This is a genomic window from Mycobacterium sp. SMC-15, from assembly GCF_045310925.1.
GTDB lineage: Bacteria > Actinomycetota > Actinomycetes > Mycobacteriales > Mycobacteriaceae > Mycobacterium.
On record NZ_JBJIAJ010000005.1, the window covers coordinates 67,247 to 87,039 of the forward strand.

Here is a 19,793-nt window from a genome sequence, read left to right on the forward strand (position 1 = left end):
GTTGAGCGGTTGTGACTTCTCAGTTCGGGTCATATGACTTGCTGGTCTGCGGGCTTAAAGGCCCAGACCGCCCAAGGCGTCCATGAGGCTGGTCCAATCGAACTCGCCCCCCACGCTGGAGCCTGCGCCGCCGTCGTCGAAGAAGTCGGAGGGGATGACGGGGAAGGAGAACCCGGACAGCGGCGGATCCGCGGGCGGCGGGGGGCCACCGCTCTTGCCGCCCCAGTTCCAGGCGTCTGCGCCCAGCAAACCGGCGATGGTCTGCGACCAGGCCATCATGGCGCCGATCGGCCCGACCGCATGGCTTTGGATGTCCAGCGTCAGCGGGACCCCCAGGAAAGCCGACCCGTCGATAGTGAGGCCGACGCTGTTGAAGATCGAGCCGCCGACCGCGGGCACCTCGGAGACAACGGCTCCGGAAGAGTCGTAGCTCGTGTAGGGGAGGTTGGCGACCGTGCCGGTGCTGAGCAGCCCGCCCAGCGCGAAGTCCAGATGGGTGACCGTGCCCGGCGGCACCACGCCTTCCAGCATCGGCAGCACAAAGTCGAGGTTGAGGGTGGCGCCGTTGAAGAAGGCACCGGTCATGTTGGCAAAGATCTCGTTCAGGCTGTCGCCGTCGGAGATGCTGTTCATCAGCGCGACCAGGGGACTCAGCCCGGGCCCCAGCATGCCCATGATCATGCCGCTCATCGGTGACGAGATGAAGTTGATGATCGGCACTATCGCCTCGGCGTCGGTGCCGGGCGGCAGGAAGCCCGGCAACAACTGCGGCAGCAGCGTGAAGAGCAGGTCGTGTCCGATGGACAGGGTGTTGAGGTCGCTACCGCTGAGGGTGTGCAGAATCGTGGCGGCCGCGATGGGGTCATCCGGGGCGATACCGAGCATGGTGTATGCACTCGTCACCGCGTGCAGCTGATCCTGCATCTCCATGACCACGTCCGGGATCTTCGACGGGTCGCTGAGGATCTCTTGGAAGGCCGCGTACTGGTTGGCGATGAACTGCTGGAACGCCACGAACGGGGCGATGCTGAAGTTGTTGGCGAGCACCGTGGAGTTCTCGGCCGCGATGTTGTACTGCTCGATCCACGGCGCCATCGAGTCGGTCAGAAAGCTGGTGAGCGCTACGTCGCGGGCCGCGGGAATGTCGGGCAGCGACGCAACCGCCGGCGGCACGCTGATAAGCGTGGCGCCCACGATCGCGACACCCGTGGTGGCGTAGGGGCGAAGGGTTTTCTGCACAGCCATCTCCTTAGGTGAGGTGCCGCCCTCGGCAAGCGCCTGGAGAGGTCATGGCGCCGCCGTGTTGCTCCTGAATTCACACTTATTCACTGATGCGAAACAGAACACTAACCGTGAAGAACATAAGACACAAGCATCTTCGTCGAACATTCTTCTTGAGTTTTCAAAGCTCACAGGCGTTAACTTTGCGGTATCTCGCGATCCTGCATAATTTTCGCCTGAGAGTGGACGGTCACCCTGTTCTGGGCATGGCGCATATTCACAACAGAACTGACGTGAACGACATGGCCGAATCGCTGGAAAGCCCCGCAAACCACGCGGTCGCCGGGTCCCCTGGTGGGGACCCGGCGACCGTCAGGCGATCTATCTGGGTGTAACTAGCTGCCGGGGTTACCCGGGGTGCCGGCGGTCCCGTCGGCACCCGAGGTGCCGGGGCTGCCATCGGGGGTGCCGGTGCCGCCCGCACCGGGCGCACCACCGGTCCCCAGCGCGCCCCCGGCGCCGCCGTCGCCGGGCGTTCCGGTGCCGGCCGCGTTGCCGCCGTCACCGCCGTCACCGCCACTACCGCCGCCGCCGCCGTTGGCTCCGGCACCGCCACGCCCGTCGGTGCCGCTGGTGCTCGATCCGCCGTTTCCGCCGGTCCCGGCGCTGCCGCCCTTACCGCCGTTACCGCCATTGCCACCGTCAAGGCCATTGCCGTTGGCGCCGGACCCGGCGCTGCCGGTCCCGCCGTCACCGCCGTTGCCGCCGTGGCCGCCGGCGCCGGCCGCGCCGCCGGCGCCGCCCGTGTTGCCGGTGGAACCGCCACCGGCCCCGCCAGTGCCGCCCGTGCCGCCGGCCCCGCCGTTACCGCCATCGTCGCCTGGCTTGGTAGGCACGCTGGCGCCGTCGGTGCCATTGCCGCCGGCCCCGCCGGCGCCGCCCGCGCCGCCCGCGCCACCGAAAAGGTCGTTCCCGGCAGTGCCGGCGGTGCCGCTGGTGCTGGCACCACCCGCGCCGCCGGTGCCGCTGTGGCCGCCGACGCCACCAGCACCGCCGTTACCGCCGGCCAGTCCGTTGCCGTTGGCGTCGACGCCACCAGCACCGCCTGCGCCGCCGTCGCCGGCCTTGCCGCCCTGACCGCCAGCGCCGCCACCGCCACCGTTGCCGGTGCCCGAGGTGCCGCCGGCGGCACCGTTGCCGCCCTGACCACCGGCACCGCCGGCCTGGCCATTTCCACCGGCCGTGGTGGCCGAGCTGGTGCCGGTGCTGCCGTTTGCGCCGGCGCCACCCTGACCGCCGAACCCGCCGAGGCCGCCGTCGCCGTCGGTGGCAGTGGCACCGTTACCGGCGCCGCCGTGCCCGGCAGTGCCGGCAGTACCGCCGGCCCCACCGATCCCGCCGTTACCGCCGGTGCCGCCGGCCAGGCCGACGCCGGTGGTGGGGTCGTTGCCGCCGGCACCGCCGTCACCGCCCGCTCCGCCGCGGCCACCGGTGCCGCCCCTGCCGGCGTTGCCGCCGATCCCGTTCTCCGAGGTTCCGCCGTTGCCGCCCTTGCCTCCGGCAGCAGCATTGGTGCCGTCGCCGCCAACGCCGCCGGGGGTAGTGCCGCCGGTGCCGGTCAAGGCGCCGTTCGTGGTCGATCCGACAGCGCCGGCCGCGCCCGCACCGCCGACGCCGCCAGTGCCGCCGTTACCGCCGTTGACGTCACCGGCACCGTTTCCGCCGTTGCCGCCTTGTCCGCCGACGCCGCTGGTGCCGTTGCCGCTGCCGCCGACGCCGCCGTTGCCGCCGTTGCCGGCGTGGCTGGTCCCGAAGCCGGCGGGGTTGCCGACGGTGGTTTGCACGCCACCGCTGTCGCCACCGCTGCCGCCGGCCCCGCCGACTCCAGCGGCCCCGTGCTCGGCGTCGCCGCCCTTGCCGCCCACGCCGCCGTTGCCGCCGGAGGCGGTGCCGCCGGCACCGTTACCGGCGGCACCGCCGGTACCCCCGACCTGGTCGCCGTAACCATCCGCACCGCTGCCGCCGTTGCCGCCGTTGCCGCCCACGCTGACCACACCGGCACCGGTGGCACCGGCCCCGCCGTCGCCGCCGACACCACCGTTGCCGCCGACACCGGAGGCACCGATCAGCACGCCCGAGACTCCACCACCCCTACCACCGGCACCACCGTTGCCGCCTTGGCTGTAGACGGTGCCGTCGGCCGCCTTCCAGCCGGTGCTGGTACCGCCGGCACCACCGTTACCCCCATTCCCGCCGGTGCCACCGCTGATGGTGCTGCCGCCGCCACCACCGATGCCGCCGGCGCCGCCCTTGAAGGTTCCAGTGCCACCGACGGTGCCGTTACCGCCGTTGCCGCCGGTCAGGCCCGCACCGCCGCCGCCGCCAGCACCGCCACTGCCACCGACGGTCTTGATGGTGGCGTCGTCGGTGGCGCCGTTGCCGGCCGCACCGGCGTTACCACCGGCACCACCGGCACCGGCCTCACTGGCGCCGCCGGTGCCACCGCGACCGCCGTCGCCGGCGGTGCCCGTCACCCCGACAGCACCGGTGGCGTTACCGCCGACGCCCCCGTTTCCGCCGGAGCCGCCGGCGGTGGCGCCCACGGACGAGCCGCCCTGGCCACCCTGACCGCCGCCACCGCCGTTGATGCCTTCGGCGCCGTTGCCACCGTTGCCACCGTTGCCGCCGACGCCGCCGTTGCCACCGCCACCACCGAGGCCGGCCCTACCTCCGTCTCCGAGGAAGGTGCCGGTGGCGTCCTTGAAGCCCGCACCGCCGTTGCCGCCGACACCACCGTCGCCGCCGGCGCCGACCTGGCCGGCCGCACCGAGCAGCGGCGAGTTGTAGAAGTTGGAACCGCGCGCGCCGGCCGCGCCGCCCGCACCTCCCAAGCCCTGGTTGAACGAGGCCGAGCCTCCGTTACCACCGTTGTGGTGGTCGACGGTTCCTGCGGCGCCGTTACCGCTGTTGCCGGCGATACCACCGGCACCGCCGCTGCCGCCGTTGCCGAACAGGTAGCCCGAGACCCCGCCCGCGCCGCCGGCACCGCCGTTGCCGCCGATTCCGCCGTTGCCGGTACCGCCGTTGGCGAAGCTGCCCTGCGCACCGCCCGAACCCTGGCCGCCGGCGCCGCCGGCGCCGCCGTTGCCGAACATCCAGGCCATGGCCGCACCACCGTCACCGCCGGCGCCGCCCATCAGACCGTTGCCGTTGGCTGCCAGGCCCACGGCGTCACCGCCGGCGCCGCCGTCGCCGCCGTGGCCCATCCAGACCCCACCGATGCCACCGTTGCCGCCGGCCGCACCCGCACCGCCGTCACCACCGTCGCCGCCGTTGCCGAAGCCGATCGCGTTACCGCCGTTGCCGCCGACAACCCCGGCCACATCACTGTTCCAACCGGCACCACCATCGCCGAACCACAGGCCACCATGGCCGCCATCGGGGTTTTCCGCGGTGCCATCGATACCGTCACCGATCAAGTACTGCCCCGAGATCGTGTTGATGGCGCCGTTGACCATCTCGCCGAGCGGATTGTTGATCCAGAACTCGGTCAACATGTGCAGCGGGCTGTAGAACACCTGATCAAACAACGTGGCCACGTTGAAATCACCGAACATCGCCGACATATCGAACGCGTCCGCCGAACCCGAGACATCAACATCGGCGGCCGTCGGAACCAACCAATCGAAACTGAACAGATCCTCAAAATCAGCCGAAGCGGCCGGCGCAGGCGCCAACGGCGTCATACCGAACGCCAAAAACGCCGCCACGGCGCTGCCAGTGCCGATCATCCGATTGCGGTGCCGCGATGCGGTCTTACCTTGAGTCATGCGAATACCTCTCGTGTGAAAGTCGTTTGGGGATAGCAGATTTCGGGCGATCTATGTCGGGCGGTGGCTACAGGCCCAGCCCTGCCACCAGGTCGGCGAACCAGTCGGTAGCCGCGGCCCCACCGGCGCCGCCATCGTCGAGGTCGGGGATCAGCGGCAGGTCAGTCCCGGCCAGCGGCGGGGTGACCGGCACCGCGCCCTTGCCGTCCCAGCCCGAGCCCAACAGCGCACCGAGGGTCTGCCCGAGCCCCAGGATCGCGCCGATCGGGCCGACTGGGTTGCTGTCGATGCTGATGCTCCCCAGAATCGGAACACCGGTGAGGTCGATGCCGACACTGTTGAGGATCGAGCCGCCCACCGCGGGCGTCTCGGCGACGACCTCGCCGTTGGCGCCGAGCACCTGATAGGGGTCGATGGCCACATGGCCGGCGCTGAGCAGCCCGCCGAACGCGATGTCCAAGTGGCCGATCCCCATGCCGGCCGGCAGCATGCCACCGGCGACTTCGTTGATCATCGGCAGCAGGCTGTCCAGGTTGAGGGTGGCGCCGTTGAGAGAGGCCCCGAACATGTTGGCCAACGTGTCGGAGATGCCGTCGTGGTCGCTGATGCTGTTGAGCAGCGCGACCCACGGGGCAATCGCCGGGCCCAGTGAGCCCATGATGATGCCGCTCAAAGGCGAGGACAAGAAGTGGATGATCGGGATGAGATCCGCCGGGAACATTCCACCCGCAATCGACGCCAACGGGCCCGCAAACAGGTCATACCAGCCGAACGTGAAGTCCGCCGAGTTGCCGGCCGCCAAGGTGTGACTGAGCACGATGTTGAGGGTTTCCTCGGTGGGATTGCTCAGGGTGTACCCGGTCAGCACGGCGTCGAGGTTGTGGCGGATCTGCTCGGTGACGTGGGTGAGGTTCGCCGGGTCGTCGAGCAACTGCTGGGCGTAGTCGTTCTGGTTGGCGATGAACTGCTGGAACGCCACACCCGGCGCCAAGTAGTAGTTGTTCAGCATCTGGGTCAGGTTCTGCGATGCCGCGTTGAACACCTCGTCCCACGCACTGTTCGCGGTCAGCGCCACATCACGGGCGGTGCCGATGGTTGGCGGCGACATCGCGGCCGGGGTGGCTGCGATCAGGCTTGCGCCCACGATCGCGACGCCGGCGGCGGTGACGTAGGGACGAAGGGTTTGTTGCACAGCCATCTCCTTGTTGTTGGGTACCGCCCTTGACCAGCGCCCCGTAGGCCGTGACGCCGCCGTATTGCGTCTGCAGTCACATTTGTCCACAGATGTGAAAGGCGACACTACCGGTGAGTAACCTTAGAGGCAAGCAAATTCATTAGATGTTTTTCCAGGGTTTTCGGTGCTTACTCCAAGTGCCCCGGTTAACTTCCCAGGTCAACCGTAAGTAAGACCTGAGACCGATCGGTGGACTTGTTGCCGATATGGCGCACCGCTCAGGCTGTCGCAGTAAGGAGCGCCGTGGTATCTCTGTTAAGTGCGGATCGGTGTACAGCTGGCCTATGCGGGTGGGTTCAAGGAAGCGGTCGAGCAGGTTGTCGCGCTGGAGCGAGTCGGGATCGACGTGGTCTCGGTCGCCGAGGCCTACTCGTTCGACGCCATCAGCCAGCTGGGCTACCTGGCGGCCAAGACGTCGCGAGTCGAGCTCCTGACCGGGGTTCTGCCGATCTACACCCGAACGCCCGCCCTGCTGGCGATGACGGCCGCCGGCCTGGACTACGTCTCCGACGGCCGGTTCGCCTTGGGCCTGGGCACCTCCGGGCCGCAGGTGGTGGAGGGCTTCCACGGGGTGCCGTTCGACGCCCCCCTGGGCCGTACTCGCGAGGTCGTGGAGATCTGCCGGGCGGTGTGGCGCCGCGAACGCCTCAGCTACGACGGGAAGCACTACCAAATGCCGCTTCCGGCGGAGCGCGGAACCGGACTGGGCAAATCTTTGCAGCTGATCAATCACCCTGTGCGCGAGCGCATTCCGATCTCGATCGCCGCGTTGGGGCCCAAGAACGTCGAGCTGACCGCCGAGATCGCCGACGGTTGGCAGCCGGTGTTCTTCTACCCGGAACGGGCCAATGACGTGTGGGGTCCGTCCCTGAAAGCCGGTGCGGCCAAACGTGATCCGGCGTTGGGCCCGCTCGACCTGATCGTGGGTGCCTCGCTGGCCATCGGCGAAGACGTCGAGGACCGGCTGGCTTGGGTGAAACCGCAGCTGGCGCTCTACATCGGTGGAATGGGCGCCAAAGGCCGCAACTTCTACCACAACCTGGCCACCCGATACGGCTTCGGCGACGTCGCCAACCGCATCCAGGAGCTTTACCTGTCCGGACGCAAGAACGAGGCAATCGACGCGGTGCCCGACGAGCTGGTGCGCAACACCTCGTTGGTCGGGCCGCGGGGCCTAGTGGCCGAACGACTGGCCGCATACGCCGAGGCCGGCGTGACGACGCTGCTGGTCGGCCCGCTGGCCACCGGGCCCGCCGAAGCGCTGCGCTACGTCGAGGAGCTGCGCGCCCTGCTGCCGTCCTGACTCAGTGCGCGGGGGCCGGGTGTGGTCCAGAACACCCCGCACGCCAAGATGGGCCCATGGAATTCACGCCCACCGTGACAACCCCCATCGCAGAAACCCTGGTAGACCTGCTACAGCGGCAAGCCGAGCGGTTCGGCGACAAGGTCGCCTTCAGCTTCTCCTACAACGGCGACGACGAAGGCCGCAGCGAGCTGACCTTCAGTGAGCTGGACCGTCGCGCGCGTGCCATCGCCGCGAACCTGCAGCGCTACGACGTCACCGGAGAACGAGTGTTGGTGCTGGTGCGGCCGGGCCTGGACTTCATCGCCGGGTTCTTCGGCTGCCTGTACGCAGGTGCCGTGGCTGTGCCGGTGCACCAGAAGCTGGCGCCGCGCCTGCAGGTAGTCGTCCCTGACGCCCAGGCCCGGTTCGCACTCACCGCCGCCGAGAAGAGCCAGGACACCCGGGCCGCGGTCGCAGGGATTCCCGGGGAACCCGAGCAGTGGTTCTTCACCGATGCGGGCACCGACCCCGACACCTGGGTCGCCCCCGATATCGACACCAACTCCCCGGCTGCCATCCAGTACACGTCGGGCTCGACCCGCTCCCCCAAGGGCGTGCTGCTGAGCCACGGCAACATCCTGCACAACTGCGATGCCATCCGTCAGTCGTGGAACGGCGACGAGAACGCCAAAGGCGTGTTCTGGCTGCCACCGCACCACGACCTGGGTCTGATCGGCGGGATCTTGTCCATGATCTACGTCGGGGCCAGCACGGCGCTGATGTCGCCGACGGCGTTCATCAAACGCCCGATGCGTTGGTTGGAACTGGTGTCGGCGCATCGCGGCGTGATCACCGCCGCGCCGAACTTCGCCTATGACCGGTGCGTGGAGACCAGCACTCCCGAAGAGCGTGCCGCACTGGATCTTTCCTGCATGACCGTGGCGATGAACGGCGCCGAGTCGGTGCGCGCCACGTCGCTGGCGGCGTTCGCCGACGCCTTTGCGCCGTCGGGTTTCCAGCTCTCGTCGTGCTATCCGGTGTACGGGTTGGCCGAGGCCACCCTGTGTGTGGCGTCCGGTTCGCCCGCCGGAGTGCCCGGGGTGCGCTATCTCGACCGAGTCGCGCTGGAGCAGGACCGCATCGTCGACGTGTCGCCGGATGATCCCGCCGCCGCAACGTTCGTGGGCTGCGGTCAGCCGCGACAAGCCGACATCGCGATCGTCGACCCGGTGACCCGCCAGCCCTGCGGTCCCGACGAGGTCGGCGAGATCTGGGTCGCCGGACCCAATGTCGCGCAGGGCTATTGGAACAGGCCGGAGGAGACGGCGGCGACATTCGGGGCGGTGCTGGCCGAGCCGGGCGAGGCGACCCGCGGCCCGTTCCTACGCACTGGAGATCTCGGCTTCCTGTGTGCCGGTGAGATTTTCACCACCGGACGATGCAAGGACCTGATCACCATCGACGGTCACAACTACTACCCCAACGACATTGAGTTCACCGTGCAGCACTGCGACCCGGTACTGGTGTCGGGTCGCGGGGCGGTCTTTGCCACCGACGCGCCGCCCGGTGGCCTCGAGCAGCTTGTCGTCGTACACGAAGTGGACAGCGCGCGGGCCGCTGAGACCGATCTCGATGCCGTCATCGAGGCAATTCGGCTGGCGGTCGCCACCCATCACGGGATCGCGGCCGACGCCGTGGTCCTGGTGCATCACGTGTCACTGCCGACCACCTCGAGCGGCAAGATCCAGCGCGGCCAGTCCAAGCAGAACTTTGTCGAGGGCAAGCTGGCAACCCTGGCCGAGTGGCGTACGCCCACCAAGGAACTGTCGCTGGAGGAGCTGGAGGCGGCGGCCAAGATCGTCTCGACACTGCAGTCGTGGGGGGCCCGCCAAGGCTGAACAACGCGCCGGGCACCTAGCCGGATGTCAGCGGGTTGATCCAGCGCAGGCCGGGAAATCGCTGAAAATCGGAGTCGGCCGAGGCTAGTTCGACGCCGTGCTCGATCGCGAGGGCAGCAAGCTGGGCATCCGGTACAAGGTTGCCGGTGACGTCGACCTGCGTGCAGATCTTGGCGTACGTCTTTGCCGTCGATTCGGTGGCGGGCGGGATCCACACCACCGGGACCGCTAACCAGTCCGAAACGTACGTCCACGCTTCGGGCCCGGTCAATGGGTTGGCGGCCACCCTGGGATGTGTGACGATCCGCAAGAACGCACCGATGGTCTGCCATGGCAAGCCAACCCGGTTGGCGCCGTTCAACGTTTCTTCCAACCACGCCGCGGCCACCGGATTGTGGTTGCTATCGGCGTCGACGGCGTACAGCAGGAGGTTCGCGTCGACAATCATCGGTCGTCATCGAGTAGGTCGAGCACCTCGGCCACGTTGGTGACATCGACCTTCAGTCCGATCGGCGCGGTGCGATGGCGGTATCGAGCCCCGGGGGCGCTGGCCTGTGCGGCGATGCCGCGGCGGGCAAGCAGGTTCAGCGCCTCGCTGATACCCATTCCCTGCCGCCGAAGTCGCTCGACCTCGGCGGCGACATCGCTATCGATCACCACGGTGGTTCTCACCTTGAGCATCGTACGCGTGGCGCATCATGATGCGATAGATGGCACATCATGATGCATGCCCTCGGATCACTCCCCCACCTGCGGTAATTCCTCGGCCGCGGTCTCACACGGGGTCTTCGGTGGGATGACGTCTGTCGGCTGTTCGGCCTCGCTGTTGTCCCCGTCGGCTACGGGTTCGGAGTCCCCGGTCACCGGTGCTGACTCCGGTGCGACATCGGTGACCGGCGCGTCGCCGGTGAGATCCTCGGCATCAGGCTCCTCAGCGGTCTCCGCCGCCGGTTCGGCGTCCGGCTCGGAATCGCCGGGGTCATCGGAGTCTGTGGGGTCGGCATCGCCCCGGGGGTGATCATCGAACGGCTCGGCGAACGGCTCCCCGACGCCGGGCGCGCCGAGCGCATCGGCAAGCCGCGGGATCAGCCCACCCAGGCCTGCGAGTCCGCCGAGGCCACCGCCCGCGCCGCCCGGCAGTCCCGCCGATGGCAAACCCCAGTCGCCGGGCAGGCCGAGCGCTCCGGGCGGCCCCAGATCACCCGGCTGCCCCGCAGGTGGTCCTGCGGGCACCGGGTCGCTCGCCGGCTGGGCCGTTGGATCCGGCGCCACCGCTGCCGTCTGGACCGGCGGACCATCGACGGGGCCAGCGATCGGCGTAACCGGGACCGGCACGGCGGGCACCGCCACGTCGGGCTCGAGCACCGGTCCGAGATCCCCCGGAATCGCGAACGCCACACCCGCCCCGGGTTCCGCTGCCGCGACCGCGGCGCTGTAGGCCGCGGCACTCCCATCCTGCGCCGACCGGACGGCCGCCACCCACTCGCCGCGAACATCGTTGTCCACGTAGGGCATCACTTGCGTCTCCACCACCTCGGCAGCACGCTCGTCGTCGGCGCCGGAGCTCACCGCGTGGGCTGCCGCCAGCCAGGAAGGCCGGTGCGTGCCCACTCGCTGATCGACGTCCACCACCGCGGCGACCTTGGTGTCGATCAACCGCCACAGCTCATCACGCAGCGCACCACAGCCCGCGGCCGCGGCACGCAGCCGGTCCGTCAGCTGTGCTGCGGCGTCGCAGTGCTGGCGCAGGAATTCCGCGGCGGCGTCCGCGCCCGACCCCCGCCAGGCATTGTCCAGCTCGGCCAGTTGCTGTCGTTGTGTGCGCAGTGCGTCGCCGGCGGCATCGGCCAGTGCGTTCAGCGCGGCGCAGTCATCATCGAGCGACCGCAGGTCCAGGCCGGTTTCACTGTCGTAGCGGTCGACGAGCTGACCGTCGTAGCCGGTGAGCTCCGGATCCCGGTATCCACGCCGCTGGCAGGCCGCCACGTAGGCCTGAGTGTCCGTGACAGCCTTGCGCCCCTCGGCCAGCCGTGCGGACACGTCATATCGCTGGGCCACCTCAGCCCACTCGCAGGGCAGAAGCGGCCTCGACCTGCCCGTAACGCGCCAGCGCGGCGCGCAGTGCCGTCGCGATCTCACTGGTGGCCCGCGACCAGCGCATCAGCTCGGGCGACCAGGCCTGTACGGCACGGCGCAGTGCCTCCCCTGCCCCGACATGGTCGCGCCCGGCAGTTCCGCCATCGAATGTCAACCCGCCCAACCGGATACGGGAGGCCATATCGATAGCCGCTGCGGTGGAATCGAAGTGGTCGGCCACCGAGCGCAGCGCGGAGGCCTCGAGGTAGAGCTGTTGTCGTCCCATACGGGTTTGACGCTGACAGCGCTCGAGGGGTTCCCCTGAGTTCGCCGAGATTCGCCGGGTTCATGCGGCGGTCCCAGCTTCGCCTCTCCTACGTCGAGCCTCGCTGAACCGCCGGGCTCAGCGCCGGGTGCGGACCGCGTCGGCGACGTCGGCCGCGATCCGGCGAGCCGTCTCCTCGTCGGAGGCCTCCACCATCACCCGGACCAGCTGCTCGGTTCCGGACGGGCGCAACAAGATTCGTCCGGTATCACCGAGCTCGTCGGTGGCACGCTGCACCGCGTCGCGCACGGTCGGGCGCCCGACCGCCTCGGCCTTGTCGGTGACCTCGACGTTGATCAGCACCTGCGGCAGCGTGCGCATCGCCGAGGCCAGGCCGGCCAGTGGAGTGCCAGTCTGCGCCATCCGCGCCATCAGACGCAGGCCGGTGATGATGCCGTCGCCGGTGGTGGCCACCTGGGGCAGCACGATGTGACCCGACTGCTCACCACCGAGGGTGAATCCGCCGGCCCGCAGCTGTTCGAGGACATAGCGGTCGCCGACATCGGTGGTGTGCACGGTCACCCCGGCCTCGCGCATCGCCAGATGCAGTCCGAGGTTGCTCATCACGGTCGCCACCAGGGTGTCCTCGGCCAGTTCACCGTCATCGCGCATGGCCAGGGCCAGCACGACCATGATGGCGTCGCCGTCGATCACGTTGCCGTCGGCATCCACGGCCAGGCAGCGGTCGGCGTCCCCGTCGTGTGCCAGGCCCAGGTCGGCGCCGTGGTGCAGTACAGCGGCGCGCACCGGTTCCAGGTGCGTCGAGCCGCAGCCCTCGTTGATATTGAGGCCGTCGGGCTCGGCGTTGATGGTGATCACGGTGGCACCGGCGGCCCGGTAGGCCCGCGGCGCCGCGTCCGATGCCGCGCCGTGAGCGCAGTCCACCACCACGGTCAGGCCGTCCAAGCGGGTGCGATGGGATTCGCCCAGGTGCCGCAGGTAGCAGTCCAGCGCATCCTTGGCGTCCACCACCCGGCCCAGCTCGGCGCCGATCGGGCGCAAGCCCGGTCCGGCGGCTACCAGGTCTTCGATCTGGTCCTCGGTGGCGTCGTCGAGTTTGTGTCCGCCCGGGCCGAAGAATTTGATGCCGTTGTCGGGCATCGGGTTGTGCGAGGCGGAGATCATCACCCCGAAGTCGGCTTCATATGCGCTGGTCAGATAGGCCACCGCTGGGGTCGGCAGCACACCGGCGCGCAGCGCGTCAACGCCCTGACTGGTCAGCCCGGCGATGACCGCGGCCTCCAGCATCTCGCCGCTGGCCCGCGGGTCGCGTCCAACGACGGCCACCCGGCGCCCGGTACCGGTGGAGAGCCGCTGCGCCGCCGCGCCGCCCAGCGCGACCGCCAGCTCGGCAGTCAGCTCGCGGTTGGCAACGCCGCGGACGCCGTCGGTGCCGAAAAGTCGACCCATAACTATCCTTTATCGCCGCGAGCGCGCGTATCCCCGACCCGACACGCCGGTATCGGACCGAGAACACGCACCCTCAAACGCAAGCCGGGGGCACCTTCCGCGTGCGGAAGGCACCCCCAACTCGCTGCCAGAATGCAATCGCAGATCAGCGCTTGCTGTACTGCGGAGCCTTGCGGGCCTTCTTGAGACCGTACTTCTTGCGCTCGGTGGCCCGGGGGTCACGAGTCAGGAAGCCGGCCTTCTTCAGCGCCGGACGGTCTTCGGGCTGGACCAGGATCAGGGCGCGGGCCAGAGCCAGCCGCAGCGCACCGGCCTGGCCGGAGGGGCCGCCGCCATCGAGGTGGGCGTAGACGTCGAAGCTGTCCACCCGGTCCACGGTGACCAGCGGAGCCTTGATCAGCTGCTGGTGCACCTTGTTCGGGAAGTACGCCTCCAGGGTGCGCCCGTCCAGGTTGAACTTGCCGGTGCCGGGCACCAGGCGCACCCGCACCACGGCCTCCTTGCGGCGGCCGACGGTCTGGATGGGCCGACCCAGGTCGTGCGGCTCGTAGGCCGGCGCGACCTCTTCGTGCACCTCTACGGTCTCCTCGACCACGATGGCCTCGGGGGCCTCGTCGACCTCGTGGGCCTCAGTACCTTCAAATGCCGTCTCGGTCATTGCGCCACCTGCTTGATTTCGAACGGGATCGGCTGCTGGGCGGTGTGCGGATGCACCGGCCCGGCGTAGACGTGCAGCTTGCGCTGAATCTGACGCCCCAGCTTGGTGTGCGGGATCATCCCGAGGATCGCCTTCTCCACGACACGGTCGGGACGGGTCTCCATCAGCTCACCGATGCTGCGCTTGCGCAGCCCGCCCGGGTAGCCCGAGTGGCGGTAAGCCATTTTCTTCTGCAGTTTGTCGCCACTGATGGCGACCTTGTCGGCGTTGATGATGATGACGAAGTCACCGCCGTCAACGTTCGGCGCGAATGTCGGCTTGTGCTTGCCGCGCAGCAGGGTTGCTGCCGCAACGGCGAGCCGGCCGAGCACCACGTCGGTGGCGTCGATGACATACCACGAACGCGTGGTGTCACCCGCCTTCGGCGCATAGGTGGGCACAGCGCTTACCTCTTCTTTTAACTCGAGCCGGGGTTTCCCGGTTCTTGCGGATCCCGGTGCGAGCCGGGTGCCGGTCTGGCGTCGACGCGTTGGTTCTCGGCGACCGACAGTGACCCGAGGACCCGCTGTGCCAGGAGGCACCGCACGCCAACGGTGCAGCTTACCGGCGGGGATCCGCGCAGGTCAAAACGGGGCATTGCACCCCAATAGCCGCCGTGGCCAGCCTAGATGCCGGTGTGGCCCCGTCGGCTCTCCTCCTTCGGGGCCACACCGTGCTCCGGGGGCAGGCTCTCCTAGCTGCCCCAAGCTCCCGCGGCGCGACGATCGGCATCGGCAACGTCGGCGGCGCCGTCGCGCACGGCGCTACCCAGGTCGAACAGGATCTGGTTCAGCGCGCTGACGGCGTGCTGCCATCGCAGCTGTTCAGCGTGGTAGGCACCGGCCGCCTCCCGTGTCCACACCTGCTGCAGGGGCGCGATCTGCGACCGCAGCTCCTCCAGGGCCCCGTTGAGCCGGGCGGCCGTGGCGTGGATCTCCTGACGGACGCCATATTCGATCTCGTCGAAGTTGTACGACAATGCGGTGTCCATATCCGACCCCACTCAGATTCCGTCGCCGGCGGCGGCGATGTGGTGCGAGTGGGTCTCGGCGACCTCACGCAGCGCACGCTCGTTGTGGCGGATGGTCTCGGCGATGCGCGCCAGCGCGTGGTGCAGGCTCAGCGATTCGGTGTTCCAGCGGTCCAGCACGTCCTGGAAGCGGGCAGCCGCCAGGCCCGACCACACCGACGGCGGCACCGACCGCATCTTGCCGACGAACGCCTGCAGCATCCCCCGGATTTCCTCGTTGCGGGCGTCGGTGGCAGCCGCGACGGCGAGCATGAGGTCGAAGTCGGCGCTGAGTGTGCTGGTGGCTGCGGGTGTGGTCACATCGTCTCCTGCCGTCGGCGGCCGCGGTTCAAGTCGCGCTGATATGTAGTTCGACTGCTGCCGGGCGGGTTCGGTTCCATTGGGCATTGCCACAGCAGCGCGTTGCCGCCGAGGTGACGCGTCGATCTGCGCATTCCCCGTCCACTGCCACCGCCTGGATGACATAAATGCAGAACGAGGACCGTACGCCTTGAGCTGACTGCCGCGTCCGGCCCGTCGACTGCATCGAGGAGGGGAAATGCAGCTAGCTCTGGGCGCCTATCTCACCGCTGGACTGGTCATCACCGGCGCCGGCATGCAGCTGGTTCCGCCGGCGCAACCTGCGGTAGCTCATGCGCCGGCGCTACTGGCCGCCGTTGAGTCCTCGCTCGGGGACGGCACCGCGCTGATCATGGGCGCCAGCTTCATTGCAACCCCCAGCCAGGGCTGGCTCAACGCGTTCGACAGGCTGTACCTGCAACCACATGGCTTCACCGGCGACATGCTGGCGGTGACCACACCGGAGTCGCTGTATCCGTTCACCGGCCCCTTCAGCATGACGTTCGACAACTCGACGGCCCAGGGCCAGCAGATCATCCTGGACGCGATCAAAGCGCAGATCGCCGCCGGCGGAGTCAGCCACGACAATCCCGTTGTGGTCAGCGGCTATTCGCAGAGTTCCACGATCGACTCGCTGCTGATGTCGCGGCTGGCGGCCGAGGGGGTGGACCCCAACGACGTGCACTTCGTGCTGCTGGGCGACCCCAGCAATCCCAACGGCGGCCTGCTGGAACGCTTCGCGGTCCCGGACGGCAACAGTCCCGACGCCACCAGCCTGGGACTCACTTTCAGTGGTGCGACACCGTCGGATATCTCCCCGACCGACATCTACACCTACGAATACGACGGCTTTGCCGACTTCCCGAAGTACCCGATCAACCTGCTGTCCGATCTCAACGCGTACCTCGGCATCGTCTTCAACCACATCGCGTACCTGGGCCTGACACCGGATCAGGTCGCCAACGCGATCCCACTCCCGACGTCGACGGCCGACTCGCTGACCAACTACTACATGATCGAGTCGCCCAGCCTGCCGTTGCTTGACCCGCTGCGGTTGATTCCGTTCGTCGGCAATCCCCTGGCGGATCTGCTGCAGCCGAGCTTGTCGGTGTTGGTCAATCTGGGCTACGGCAGCATCGACAACGGTTGGTCGCCGGGGTTCGCCGATGTGCCCACTCCCATGGGGTTCCTGCCGCCCCAAAGTGTCCTGGACCAAGTTCCCGATGCGCTGCTGAACGGCATACAACAAGGCGTCCAGGACGCGTTCAACACCCTGATGAATCCGACCAATTACCAACTGATCTCGCCCCAGACGATGGACTACGTACTCGGTCCGATCATCAACTCCGCGATAGCCGCGTTCAACCTCGACGGATCACCGGACGACATCTCGAACTACCTCTCGACGTTCCTCGCCGGCGCCGCGAACTGGTTCACCCAGGGCTTCGGGGAGTTGTCGTTCACCCACACCGGCCTCCCCGCGGTCGACATGGCCAGTGCGCTGCTGTTCACCCTGCCACCGCTCGCCGTGGAGCTCTTCAACACCGAGATGGCCGCCGGCAACCCACTCGACGCGATCGGCGAACCACTGGCAGCGCTGGTCGGACTCGCCCCGCTCATGCTGATTGGGGCGCTGCTCTAACCACTCGCCCGGACCACGGCGAGCGTGCGCAGACGCACGATTCTGCGCCGCGTGTCGTGTACAGACACGCACCCTCGCGGTAGAGAGGCTCGCGGCTCAGGGGCTCGCGGGAGAGGGGGCAGCCACAAATGGCACGGTCGCCGGGCCCCATGTAGGGACCCGGCGACCGTGTCGAGGAGGTACTGGCTAGCCAGGGCTGCCCGCGTTGCCGGCGTTGCCGTCAGCACCAACGGGGTCTCCGGGGCCACCGGCGCCACCGGCACCGGCCGCACCGCCGGCGCCGCCTGCGCCCACCGAACCCGCAGCGCCGTTACCGGCACCGCCGTGTCCGGCCGTGCCGGCTGCACCACCGGCCGCGCCGTTGCCGCCGTTGCCGCCGTCGCCGCCCGCCAGGCCGGCTCCGGTGGTCGGGTCGACACCGCCGGCACCGCCGTTGCCGCCTTGGCCGGCGTCACCGCCCTTGCCGCCATTACCGGCGTTGCCGCCGACACCGTTCTCCGAGCTGCCGCCATTGCCGCCCTTGCCGCCGACCGCGCCGTTGCTGCCGTTGCCGCCGACACCGCCGGCCACCTTGCCGGGCGCCCCGGTGAGCGGGTTGTTACCAGTCGAGCCCTCAGCCCCGAAATTGCCGCGACCACCGGTGCCGCCCGTGCCGCCGTTGCCGCCGTTGACGTCGCCGGCGCCGTTGCCGCCATTACCTCCGGCGCCGCCGACGCTGCTGGGGCCGCTGCCGTAGAAAGTGGTGCCGTTGCCGCCGTTGCCGCCGTTGCCGGCGTGGCTGGGCCCGATGCCGAGGGCGTTGGTGGGGGTTTGCACGCCACCGCTGTTGCCGCCGTTACCGCCCACCCCGCCGACTCCGGCGGTTCCGCTGGTGTCCGTAGTGCCGCCTCCGCCGCCTCCGCCGCCGTTACCGCCGGAGGCGGTGCCGTCACCACCGTCGCCACCGGCACCACCGGCACCACCGTCGGCGCCGCTACCCGCGCCGCCGGTGCCGCCCCAACCGCCGTTGCCGCCGATGCTGACCACGCCGGGACCGGTCAACCCGTCTGCGCCGGCACCGCCATGGCCGCCGGCCCCGCCGGAGCCGGTGCCGCCGGTGAGCATGTTGCCGCTGGTCTGGCCGCCGCCGCCGCCGGCGCCACCGTTGCCGCCGATGCTCCAGATCACTCCGTCGGCGTCCTTCCAGCCGGTCGCCACGCCGCCGTCGGCGCCGTTGCCGCCGGCACCGCCGTTGACGGCGTTGGCGCCGTTGCCGCCGCCGCCACCGTCGCCGCCTTTGTAAGTGCCGGTGCCGCCGGCCCCGCCGTCGGTGCTGGCCCCGGCGGTCTGGCCGTTGCCGCCGCCGCCGCCATAGCCACCCCGGCCGCCGATGGTCTGGATGGTGTTGTCGGTGGTGGCGCCGTTGCCGCCGGCCCCGGCCTGGCCGGCGTCGCCGCCGGCGTGGTTGGAACCGCTGTAGCCGCCCTGGCCCCCGGATCCACCGTTGCCGGCGGTGCCGGTCACCCCGACCGCACCGGTGGCATTGCCACCGACACCGCCATTGCCGCCCTGCCCGCCGATACCGGTGGCGCCGTCGGTGGTGGCGGAATTGCCCAGGCCGTATCCGCCGCTGCCGCCCCAACCGCCGGCGTTGCCGCCGTTGATGCCGGAGCCGCCGTTGCCGCTGTTGCCGCCGTTGCCGCCCGCGTATCCGGCGCCGCCGTCACCGCCGATGCCGCCCTCAGCGCCGTTGCCGATGAAGTGGCCGTTGGCGTCCTTGACTGCTTCGCCGCCGGCGCCGCCGTTGCCGCCGTCGCCACCGTCGCCGGCCTGGCCGGCACTGCCATAGAGCGGGGCGCCATAGAACATGGAACCGCGGGCACCACCGAGGCCGCCCACGCCGCCGCGGCCACCGACGCCACCGGCCAGTCCGTTCGTGCCATCGTTGGTGCCGGCGCCACCGTCGCCGGCCGCGCCGCCGCCGCCACCCTTGCCGCCGTTGCCGAGCAGGTATCCGCTGACCCCGCCGTTGCCGCCGTTGCCGCCTTGGCCCCCGCTCATGCCCGTGCCGCTGGCGTTCTGGGTGCCATCCATGCCGGTGCCGCCGGCTCCGCCGGCGCCGCCGTTGCCGAACATCCAGGCCATCGCCGCACCGCCATCGCCTCCGGCGCCACCGAAGCCGCCCGCCACAGTCGCAATGCCGCCGGCGCCGCCGTCGCCGCCGTGGCCCATCCAGACCCCACCGATACCACCGTTGCCACCGGCGGCACCCGCACCACCGTCACCGCCATCGCCGCCGTTGCCGAAGCCGATCGCGTTACCGCCGTTGCCGCCGACAACCCCGGCCACATCACTGTTCCAACCCGCGCCACCATCGCCGAACCACAGGCCACCATGGCCGCCATCGGGGTTTTCCGCGGTGCCATCGATACCGTCACCGATCAAGTACTGCCCGGAAATGGTGTTGATGGCGCCGTTGACCATCTCGCCGAGTGGGTTGTTGATCCAGAACTCGGTCAACATGTGCAGCGGGCTGTAGAACATCTGGTCAAACAACGTGGCCACGTTGAAATCACCGAACATCGCCGACATATCGAACGCGTCCGCCGAGCCGGGAACATCGACATCAGCGGCCGCCGGGACCAACCAATCGAAACTGAACAGATCCTCGAAATCAGCCTGGGCGGCCGGCGCAGGCGCCAACGGCGTCATGCCGAACGCCAAAAACGCCGCCACGGCGCTACCGGTGCCGATCATCCGATTGCGGTAACTCATGTGTGAAAACCTCTCGTGTGAAAAGTCAGATAGGGGAACGGTTTTAGGGGAT

16 protein-coding genes are annotated in these 19,793 nt (G+C 69.2%); 3 read left to right on the plus strand and 13 right to left on the minus strand.

Features of this window, described 5'->3' with window-relative positions:
- Positions 1–54: 54 nt before the first annotated feature.
- The 3 genes from gjpA (ACJH71_RS09060) to gjpA (ACJH71_RS09070) all read right to left on the minus strand — a co-directional run bounded on the left by gjpA (ACJH71_RS09060) (position 55) and on the right by gjpA (ACJH71_RS09070) (position 6,249).
- Positions 55–1,245: an outer membrane porin GjpA gene (gene gjpA, locus ACJH71_RS09060; RefSeq protein WP_406757693.1), complete on the minus strand. Its 1,191-nt coding sequence runs from the start codon at positions 1,243–1,245 to the stop codon at positions 55–57.
- 371 nt (positions 1,246–1,616) lie between these two features.
- On the minus strand, positions 1,617–5,051 hold the full coding sequence (locus ACJH71_RS09065; RefSeq protein ID WP_406757694.1) for a PGRS repeat-containing protein: 3,435 nt from the start codon (positions 5,049–5,051) through the stop codon (positions 1,617–1,619).
- A gap of 67 nt (positions 5,052–5,118) precedes the next feature.
- Positions 5,119–6,249: an outer membrane porin GjpA gene (gene gjpA, locus ACJH71_RS09070; RefSeq protein ID WP_406757695.1), complete on the minus strand. Its 1,131-nt coding sequence runs from the start codon at positions 6,247–6,249 to the stop codon at positions 5,119–5,121.
- A 295-nt stretch (positions 6,250–6,544) separates the two neighbouring features.
- Here gjpA (ACJH71_RS09070) and ACJH71_RS09075 point away from each other — a divergent pair, with 295 nt between their 5' ends.
- On the plus strand, positions 6,545–7,588 hold the full coding sequence (locus ACJH71_RS09075) for an LLM class F420-dependent oxidoreductase (RefSeq protein WP_406757696.1): 1,044 nt from the start codon (positions 6,545–6,547) through the stop codon (positions 7,586–7,588).
- 56 nt (positions 7,589–7,644) lie between these two features.
- Entirely contained in the window at positions 7,645–9,468 is a 1,824-nt protein-coding gene (locus tag ACJH71_RS09080; protein WP_406757697.1) for a fatty acyl-AMP ligase, read from the plus strand.
- 16 nt (positions 9,469–9,484) lie between these two features.
- Here the strand turns inward: ACJH71_RS09080 and ACJH71_RS09085 are convergent, their stop codons facing one another.
- The 9 genes from ACJH71_RS09085 to ACJH71_RS09125 form a co-directional block, all read right to left on the minus strand.
- On the minus strand, positions 9,485–9,916 hold the full coding sequence (locus ACJH71_RS09085) for a TA system VapC family ribonuclease toxin (protein WP_406757698.1): 432 nt from the start codon (positions 9,914–9,916) through the stop codon (positions 9,485–9,487).
- Positions 9,913–10,140 carry a CopG family transcriptional regulator gene (locus tag ACJH71_RS09090; RefSeq protein ID WP_406757699.1) on the minus strand — a complete coding sequence of 76 codons (228 nt, stop codon included), beginning with the start codon at positions 10,138–10,140 and terminating at the stop codon, positions 9,913–9,915. Before ACJH71_RS09090 ends, ACJH71_RS09085 begins: the two co-directional genes overlap by 4 nt.
- 66 nt (positions 10,141–10,206) lie before the next feature.
- On the minus strand, positions 10,207–11,508 hold the full coding sequence (locus tag ACJH71_RS09095) for a hypothetical protein (protein ID WP_406757700.1): 1,302 nt from the start codon (positions 11,506–11,508) through the stop codon (positions 10,207–10,209).
- A gap of 19 nt (positions 11,509–11,527) precedes the next feature.
- Entirely contained in the window at positions 11,528–11,830 is a 303-nt protein-coding gene (locus ACJH71_RS09100) for a type VII secretion target (protein WP_406757701.1), read from the minus strand.
- A gap of 117 nt (positions 11,831–11,947) precedes the next feature.
- Positions 11,948–13,279 carry a phosphoglucosamine mutase gene (glmM, locus tag ACJH71_RS09105; protein ID WP_406757702.1) on the minus strand — a complete coding sequence of 444 codons (1,332 nt, stop codon included), beginning with the start codon at positions 13,277–13,279 and terminating at the stop codon, positions 11,948–11,950.
- Positions 13,280–13,424: 145 nt separating this feature from the next.
- Positions 13,425–13,937 (minus strand): 30S ribosomal protein S9, encoded by a 513-nt coding sequence (rpsI, locus tag ACJH71_RS09110; protein WP_406757703.1) that lies wholly within the window; start codon positions 13,935–13,937, stop codon positions 13,425–13,427.
- On the minus strand, positions 13,934–14,377 hold the full coding sequence (gene rplM, locus ACJH71_RS09115; RefSeq protein WP_046191136.1) for a 50S ribosomal protein L13: 444 nt from the start codon (positions 14,375–14,377) through the stop codon (positions 13,934–13,936). Before rplM ends, rpsI begins: the two co-directional genes overlap by 4 nt.
- Before the next feature lie 293 nt (positions 14,378–14,670).
- Positions 14,671–14,967, minus strand: coding sequence for a WXG100 family type VII secretion target (locus ACJH71_RS09120; protein ID WP_406757704.1), 297 nt, complete (start codon positions 14,965–14,967; stop codon positions 14,671–14,673).
- A 12-nt stretch (positions 14,968–14,979) separates the two neighbouring features.
- Positions 14,980–15,306, minus strand: coding sequence for a WXG100 family type VII secretion target (locus ACJH71_RS09125; RefSeq protein ID WP_406757705.1), 327 nt, complete (start codon positions 15,304–15,306; stop codon positions 14,980–14,982).
- 238 nt (positions 15,307–15,544) lie between these two features.
- Between ACJH71_RS09125 and ACJH71_RS09130 the strand changes: the two genes are divergently transcribed.
- Positions 15,545–16,987, plus strand: a complete 1,443-nt coding sequence (locus tag ACJH71_RS09130) for a PE-PPE domain-containing protein (RefSeq protein ID WP_406757706.1) — start codon at positions 15,545–15,547, stop codon at positions 16,985–16,987.
- Positions 16,988–17,173: 186 nt separating this feature from the next.
- Here ACJH71_RS09130 and ACJH71_RS09135 read toward each other — a convergent pair whose 3' ends face one another.
- Positions 17,174–19,741 carry a PGRS repeat-containing protein gene (locus ACJH71_RS09135; protein ID WP_406757707.1) on the minus strand — a complete coding sequence of 856 codons (2,568 nt, stop codon included), beginning with the start codon at positions 19,739–19,741 and terminating at the stop codon, positions 17,174–17,176.
- Between the last annotated feature and the right edge of the window lie 52 nt (positions 19,742–19,793).

What these genes read in the sequence shown, in the direction of transcription:
- rpsI (WP_406757703.1), bottom strand. Translation starts at nt 13,937, where the DNA reads ATGACCGAGACGGCATTTGAAGGTACTGAGGCCCACGAGGTCGACGAG.
- ACJH71_RS09085 (WP_406757698.1), bottom strand. Translation starts at nt 9,916, where the DNA reads ATGATTGTCGACGCGAACCTCCTGCTGTACGCCGTCGACGCCGATAGC.
- ACJH71_RS09080 (WP_406757697.1), top strand. Translation starts at nt 7,645, where the DNA reads ATGGAATTCACGCCCACCGTGACAACCCCCATCGCAGAAACCCTGGTA.
- ACJH71_RS09100 (WP_406757701.1), bottom strand. Translation starts at nt 11,830, where the DNA reads ATGGGACGACAACAGCTCTACCTCGAGGCCTCCGCGCTGCGCTCGGTG.
- glmM (WP_406757702.1), bottom strand. Translation starts at nt 13,279, where the DNA reads ATGGGTCGACTTTTCGGCACCGACGGCGTCCGCGGCGTTGCCAACCGC.
- gjpA (WP_406757693.1), bottom strand. Translation starts at nt 1,245, where the DNA reads ATGGCTGTGCAGAAAACCCTTCGCCCCTACGCCACCACGGGTGTCGCG.
- ACJH71_RS09135 (WP_406757707.1), bottom strand. Translation starts at nt 19,741, where the DNA reads ATGAGTTACCGCAATCGGATGATCGGCACCGGTAGCGCCGTGGCGGCG.
- ACJH71_RS09065 (WP_406757694.1), bottom strand. Translation starts at nt 5,051, where the DNA reads ATGACTCAAGGTAAGACCGCATCGCGGCACCGCAATCGGATGATCGGC.
- ACJH71_RS09130 (WP_406757706.1), top strand. Translation starts at nt 15,545, where the DNA reads ATGCAGCTAGCTCTGGGCGCCTATCTCACCGCTGGACTGGTCATCACC.
- gjpA (WP_406757695.1), bottom strand. Translation starts at nt 6,249, where the DNA reads ATGGCTGTGCAACAAACCCTTCGTCCCTACGTCACCGCCGCCGGCGTC.
- ACJH71_RS09120 (WP_406757704.1), bottom strand. Translation starts at nt 14,967, where the DNA reads ATGGACACCGCATTGTCGTACAACTTCGACGAGATCGAATATGGCGTC.